Source organism: Synechococcus sp. H55.11, from assembly GCF_047462475.1.
In the GTDB taxonomy this organism is placed as follows: domain Bacteria; phylum Cyanobacteriota; class Cyanobacteriia; order Thermostichales; family Thermostichaceae; genus Thermostichus.
The window spans coordinates 2,303-8,942 of record NZ_JANSJI010000048.1 but is presented as its reverse complement, the minus strand read 5'-3'; the positions used below and the strand labels follow the sequence as shown (position 1 = coordinate 8,942).

General features: G+C 59.9%; 8 protein-coding genes. All 8 read left to right on the top strand.

Annotated features, from left to right (window positions below):
• The first annotated feature begins 132 nt into the window (after nucleotides 1-132).
• A complete protein-coding gene (locus tag NW853_RS01985; protein ID WP_414347434.1) occupies nucleotides 133-864 on the top strand; it encodes a M50 family metallopeptidase in 732 nt (243 codons plus the stop codon).
• A 117-nt stretch (nucleotides 865-981) separates the two neighbouring features.
• The gene (locus tag NW853_RS01980; protein WP_414334869.1) at nucleotides 982-1,113 is read left to right on the top strand and encodes a hypothetical protein; all 132 of its coding nucleotides are present in this window, start codon (nucleotides 982-984) and stop codon (nucleotides 1,111-1,113) included.
• A gap of 101 nt (nucleotides 1,114-1,214) precedes the next feature.
• The gene (locus NW853_RS01975) at nucleotides 1,215-2,381 is read left to right on the top strand and encodes a glycosyltransferase family 4 protein (protein WP_414334868.1); all 1,167 of its coding nucleotides are present in this window, start codon (nucleotides 1,215-1,217) and stop codon (nucleotides 2,379-2,381) included.
• Between the two features lie 114 nt (nucleotides 2,382-2,495).
• Nucleotides 2,496-3,467, top strand: a complete 972-nt coding sequence (locus NW853_RS01970; protein WP_414334867.1) for a circadian clock protein KaiA — start codon at nucleotides 2,496-2,498, stop codon at nucleotides 3,465-3,467.
• Nucleotide 3,468: 1 nt separating this feature from the next.
• Nucleotides 3,469-3,771, top strand: coding sequence for a circadian clock protein KaiB (gene kaiB, locus NW853_RS01965; RefSeq protein WP_414334866.1), 303 nt, complete (start codon nucleotides 3,469-3,471; stop codon nucleotides 3,769-3,771).
• A 28-nt stretch (nucleotides 3,772-3,799) separates the two neighbouring features.
• Complete coding sequence (kaiC, locus tag NW853_RS01960) at nucleotides 3,800-5,425, top strand: circadian clock protein KaiC (protein WP_414334865.1); 1,626 nt, start codon at nucleotides 3,800-3,802, stop codon at nucleotides 5,423-5,425.
• Between the two features lie 140 nt (nucleotides 5,426-5,565).
• On the top strand, nucleotides 5,566-6,018 hold the full coding sequence (locus tag NW853_RS01955; RefSeq protein ID WP_414334864.1) for a hypothetical protein: 453 nt from the start codon (nucleotides 5,566-5,568) through the stop codon (nucleotides 6,016-6,018).
• Nucleotides 5,987-6,601: a leucyl/phenylalanyl-tRNA--protein transferase gene (gene aat / locus NW853_RS01950; protein ID WP_414334863.1), complete on the top strand. Its 615-nt coding sequence runs from the start codon at nucleotides 5,987-5,989 to the stop codon at nucleotides 6,599-6,601. Before NW853_RS01955 ends, aat begins: the two co-directional genes overlap by 32 nt.
• The last annotated feature ends 39 nt before the right edge of the window (nucleotides 6,602-6,640 follow it).

Sequence of the window (6,640 nt, the reverse complement as noted above, 5' to 3'; positions counted from 1 at the left end):
CACCCCCAACCCCTCTCCCAGAGGGAGAGGGGAGTTGGCCCGGCTATTTTTGCCTGATGTGGAACTTTTTTCTGCCGGCAATCGTCTAGGCCGACAAGGCATCTTGGGCCTTTTCTCCACCCACCTGCTGGTATGACTCAGTTTGAGCTGCCTCCTTCCCCTTCCGCAAGGCCTGGCCGGCACAGCGTGATCTGGCTGGTGGCTGCGGCGGGGCTAACGGTCTTGCTCTGGCGGTTTCCCTGGGGCAATTACCTCCTCTACCCCTTTACTTTGTTGGCCACCTGGTTTCACGAGATGGGCCATGGCCTGATGGCACTGCTGTTGGGGGGGGAGTTTCATCGTCTTGAGATCTATCCCGACGGCTCGGGGCTGGCCATTCACAGTGGCGAGCTGTTTTTGGGGCGGGTGGGGCGGGCCTTGGTGGCCGCTGCCGGGCCGATGGGGCCGCCCATAGCTGGGGCCCTGTTCATCCTCACCTCCCGCCGCTGCAGCACAGCTCGGCTGGGGCTGGTATTTTTGGGATCCCTGTTGTTGCTCTCGACGCTGCTCTGGGTGCGTTCCCCCTTTGGCCTTTTGTTCCTCCCGGCCATGGGTTTGGGCATCCTGGCAGTAGCTCGCTGGGCTGCCTCTTGGTTACAAAGCTTTGCCCTGCAGTTTTTGGGGGTGCAAGCCTGTGTGAGCACCTATCACCAGCTCGATTATCTTTTTATGGACGCTGCTGTCATCGACGGGCGGCTGATCCTCTCCGACTCCAGCCAGATTGCCCAAAACCTGTTTTTGCCCTACTGGTTCTGGGGAGGGGTGATGGCGGTGTTTTCTTTGGTTCTGCTGATCACCAGCTTGCAACTGGCCTTTCGCGACTAGGGGGCAAAGCCGCAATTCTGGAAGTGATTGTTGTCACCTAAAAATCCGTCGCCCATCACTGCCCAGCCGAAAAAACCGCCGCTACAGTAGGGGGCATGAGGAGTGTGGGAGCGGATTATGTGGCGAGACGTTATTGGACTGGCTCTGGCGGCTACGCTGTTGTTGATCAGCAAAACGGCGGCCGATACCCTCGGCCAGAACCAAGAGCCAACTCATTCTGCTCCGCTGCAAGATCAGCTGCTGCAATAAAGTTGTGCTGCTGCGATCCCAAGCCGTCATTGCGTTGCCGTTTTGTGCAACACTCATCCTAAGAGAATCTGCAGAGCCTTTTCACTAGGCTTGGGATCCCGATGCGCATAGCCCTGTTTACGGAAACGTTTCTGCCCAAGGTGGATGGCATCGTTACGCGGCTTTGCCACACGGTGCGCCATCTGACGGCCCGCGGCAACTCGGTGCTTATCGTCGCGCCTCAGGGGGCGCCCAGGCGGTTTGCGCGGGCGCGGGTTTACGGGATCCCAGGCTTCCCCTTGCCTTTGTACCCGGAGTTGAAGCTGGCTGCTCCCGGCCCCGCCATCGGCAGGGTGCTCAACCGCTTCCGACCGGATGTCATCCACGTGGTCAACCCGGCGGTTTTGGGGTTGGGGGGCCTCTACTACAGCCAAGCGATGGGGATCCCGCTGGTGGCCTCCTACCACACCCATCTGCCGAAGTATCTGAAGCACTACGGGCTGGGCTTTCTGGAGGGAGTTTTGTGGAACCTCCTCAAGCTGGGGCACAATTTGGCACGGGTCAACCTCTGCACCTCGACGGCGATGATGCAGGAGCTGAGCGCCCACGGCATCGAGCGGGTGCAACTGTGGCAGCGGGGGGTGGATACGGAGCTGTTTCACCCGCAGGCTGCCGACCCAGAGATGCGGGCCCGCCTTACGGCGGGTCAGCCGGAGCGGCCGCTGTTGCTCTACGTAGGTCGGCTCTCGGCGGAAAAAGAGGTGGGGCGGATCCGGGTGTTGCTGGAGCAGATCCCGCAGGCGCGCCTGGCTATCGTGGGCGATGGGCCGGAGCGGGGATCCCTGGAGCAACATTTTGCCGGCTACGACGTGGTGTTTACGGGCTATTTACAGGGGCAAGACCTAGCGGCGGCCTTTGCGTCCGCGGATCTGTTCGTGTTCCCCTCCCGCACCGAGACGTTGGGCTTGGTCTTGTTGGAGGCCATGGCTGCCGGTTGTCCGGTAATCGCCCCCCGCTGCGGCGGCATTACCGATGTGGTGGACAGCGGCCGCAACGGCTTTCTGTTCGATCCGGACTCCGACAGCGACTTTGTCCAGGCCACGCGGCAGCTCTTAGAGGGCACCGGGCAGCGGCAGCTCTTCCGGCAGCAGGCCCGGCAAGAGGCTGAGCGCTGGAGTTGGTCGGCGGCCACACAACAGTTGGAGGAGTACTACCGCACCGTCATCGCCGATGAGGACTCTGGCCGAAGAGCACAAGCGGGATCCGGCAAGAGCGCAGGCAGCGTCTGAACAGATTGCACACTCAGTGGAGCGGATCAGAGGATTGCTCCTTTGGCCCAACTCTGGCAGGTGAGCGGGGATCCCGGCCAGATTTAAGATAGGAATGCGTCTTCAGCCCTTGTCTTGTTGCCTGACCCCCACCCCCTGCGCATCAGCCTGTTGCTGGATTGGGAGCCGCCAGCAGAGGAACCTCTGGCTTGCGAGGACTGGCTACCCCCGCAGCGTTTCGTCGTCGAGTGTTTTCAGGATCAAGCGGCCTTTCTAGAAGCCCTCAGAAAACAAGACGGCCATGTCGATTGCTTGGTGCTTCTGGTGGATCCCGGTCGGCTGCAGGAGTTGCACGATCTGGGTAATCAGCTCTGCGCCTGGGGGCTTCTGCTGCCGACCGTGTTGGCCATTGTGCTGGAAGAATCCCATCTGGAGACCGAAGAACACTCCTCTCGGGTAAAGGCATTGCTCAAGCGGGAGCAATTTTTTTACCACAATGCCACCCTTGTTCGTCCCATTTCGCCGCAAGAGCTGAAGGGACAGGCGCGGGCCGACTGTTCCGGATCCCCTTCCGTCTTAGAGCTGCTGGTGGATCGGGCCATCGCCTTGTTTCTGCAGATGTCTCCCACCTGCGGTCTCCCGCAGGGCCCAGTGCATCCCAGCGATCAGCCCTACCTGGCTTACAGCAACCAACAACAGCGACGGCTGGCGGAGAAACTGCGGGAACGGCTGGGCTATGCCGGAGTGTACTATCATCGTGACCCAGAGCTGTTTTATCGGCGCCTCCCACCCCACGAGCAGCGAGCCTTGATGCAGCGGCTGCGCGGCCTGTACCAAACCATTGTCCTGGAATACTTTCAGTCTCCTGAGACCGCCAATGCCCGCATCGACGAGCTGGTGGCCCTTGCCTTCTTTGCCGACATCGGCGCTGCTCAACTGCTGGAGCTGCACATGAACTTGATGGAGGACTTTGCCAAACAACTGAAACTGGAAGGCCGCAGCGAAGAGATCCTGCTAGACTACCGCCTCACCCTGATCGATGTGATGGCCCACCTGAGCGAAATGTACCGCCGCTCCATTCCCAAACCTGCCCCAAGGGATCCCTGATATGTCCACTCGCAAAGCCTATGTCCTCAAGCTCTACGTGGCGGGCAACACCCCCAGTTCTCTGCGTGCCCTCAGCACCTTGCAAGACATCTTAGAAAAGGAATTCCGCGGCGTGTACAGTCTGAAGGTGATCGATGTCTTGAAAAACCCGCAACTGGCAGAGGAAGATAAGATCTTGGCAACGCCGACCTTGGCCAAAATCCTGCCGCCACCGGTGCGGAAGATTATTGGCGATCTGTCCAACCGCGAGAAAGTGCTCATCGGCCTGGATCTGCTCTACGAAGAACTGGACGAAGAGACTTGAGACAGGCCACGAGGGCAAGGAGAATGGGATGAACCAATCATTGGGGCCTTCTGAGCCAGAAAAGCCACAGGATAACGCCGCAGAGGACTCCACCGAACCAACCACAGACAACCACCCAGCGAGTCTATCGGAGCTGCGTGGGATCCCGAAAAAACAGACGGGCATCGAGGGCTTTGAAGACATCAGCCACGGTGGGCTGCCCCTGGGACGCACCACCTTGGTCAGCGGCACCTCTGGTACCGGCAAAACTCTGTTTGCCATTCAATTCCTTTACAACGGCATCGTGAAGTATCAAGAGCCGGGGATCTTTGTCACCTTTGAGGAAACCCCCGCCGATATCATTCGCAATGCCTCCAGCTTTGGCTGGGATCTGCAGGCTCTCATCGACAGGGGCCAACTGTTCATCCTGGATGCCTCCCCCGATCCCGAAGGCTACGAGGTGAGCGGCAATTTCGACTTGTCGGCCCTTATCGAGCGCATCCAGTACGCCATCCGCAAATACAAAGCCAAGCGGGTCTCCATCGACTCGGTGACGGCCATCTTTCAGCAATACGACCCTGCCGGCGTGGTGCGGCGAGAGCTGTTCCGCCTGACGGCCCGCCTCAAGCAGGCCAATGTCACCACCGTCATGACCACCGAGCGCACCGACGAGTACGGCCCCATCGCTCGCTACGGCGTGGAAGAATTCGTCTCCGACAACGTGGTGATCCTGCGCAACATTCTGGAAGGCGAGAAGCGGCGGCGCACCATCGAGATCTTGAAGCTGCGGGGCACCACCCACATGAAGGGGGAATATCCCTTCACCATCACCAACGACGGGATCAACATCTTCCCGCTGGGGGCCATGCAACTGACGCAGCGCTCCTCCAATGTGCGCGTTTCTTCGGGTATCGAGAAGCTGGACGAGATGTGCGGCGGTGGCTTCTTCAAAGACTCGATTATTTTGGCCACCGGCGCCACCGGCACGGGCAAAACCTCGCTGGTGAGCAAATTCCTAGAGCGGGGTTGTCTGGATGGGGAACGCTGCATTCTCTTCGCCTATGAAGAATCGCGGGCGCAGCTTTCCCGCAACGCCTCCTCCTGGGGCATTGAGCTGGAAGAGTTCGAGCGGCAGGGCCTCCTTAAGATCATCTGCGCCTATCCGGAGTCGGCTGGCCTGGAAGATCACCTGCAGAAGATCAAAACGGAGATGATGGCCTTCAAGCCCTCTCGCATGGCCATCGACTCGCTGTCGGCGCTGGCGCGGGGGGTGAGCCAAAATGCCTTCCGCCAGTTTGTTATTGGGGTAACCGGCCTGGCCAAGCAAGAGGAGATCACCGGCTTTTTCACCAACACCACCGACCAATTCATGGGATCCCATTCCATCACCGAGTCCCACATCTCCACCATCACCGACACGATCATCCTGCTGCAATACGTGGAGATCCGCGGCGAGATGGCCCGCGCGCTCAATGTCTTCAAAATGCGGGGATCCTGGCACGACAAAGGGATCCGCGAGTACCTGATCTCCAATGCAGGCATCCAAATCCGCGATTCCTTCCGGGGCTACGAGCGCATCATCAGCGGCTCCCCGACCCGCATCAATGTGGACGAGAAAAACGAGCTTTCCCGGATTGTGCAAAACGTCCAGGCCCTCGAGGAAGAAGGGTTTTGAGTGGCCACTGCCAGAGGCGCCGTTTTCACTCCTGATTTCGCTACCGGAAAGGACATAGAGTGGAAAGCATAGGCAGTGGCTGTGAGAGTATGGCTCCTTCACAAAGACGGCGCCGGCGACTTCGATTTGGGATCTGGGCCATGGTGGCCATCCTGGCCGGGTTTGTGGGATCCCTGCTGGCGGGATCGGCACAGAAGCTGGGGGCACAGGCACAGCAGGGCCTAACTCAAGCCCAACTGGAGCAGGCTCAATATGTGCGCAGTTGTGGCAGTTGCCACGTGGCGTTGCCCGCCCAAGTGTTGCCCACCGAAACCTGGCGACGGCTGCTACAGGATCCCAGCCACTATGGCCAGCAGATCCAGCCCCTGAGCGGCGTGGCTTTGCAACTGGCCTGGGGTTATTTGCGGCCCAACTCCCGCCCTCTGCGACAAGGAGAACAGGTGCCCTACCGCCTGGCCGATTCTCGCTATTTCCGCGCCTTGCACCTGCAAGTGGAGTTTCCCACCCCTGTGCGGGTCAGTGGCTGCGTGGATTGTCACCCCAAAGTCAATGCGGGAGATTTTGCCAGTCTCTCGCCCCAATGGCAATCTTGAGGGGGCACAAGTGAACCTGGACGCCATTCTGGCCGGATACGCCCAAGGCTACTTCCTGATGGCCGACGAAGAGACGGGATCCCTAGCTTGGTACGGCACCGACCGGCACGCCGTGATCCCGCTCGACGAGCGATTCCACTGCCCCCGTTCGTTGCGGCCTTTGGTGCGCAGCGGTCGTTTCCAGGTGCGGATCAACGACGCTTTTGAGCAGGTGGTAGAAGGCTGTGCCGCTCGTACCCACACCTGGATCAGCCGTGAGCTGAAGCAGATCTACGCAGCTCTGCGCCGGGCCGGCTTTGCCCATAGCTTTGAAACCTGGCAGGGAGACACCCTAGCAGGCGGGATCCTGGGCATTGCCCTGGGGGCAGCGTTCATCGGCGAGTCCATGTTCTACCGCAGGCCCAACGGCTCGAAGGTGGCCCTGGTGAAGCTGGTGGAACACCTGCGGGAGCGGGGATTTCGCCTGTTCGACGCTCAGTTGATGAACCCGCACCTAGCCCGTTTTGGCGCCTTTCTCATGGATGGCCAAGACTACCTGAAGCTGTTGCAGCAGTGCCTGGAGATCCCTTGTCGGTTTGATTGAACCTGGAATTCCAAACACTGCAGCGGCTCCCGGTAGAAA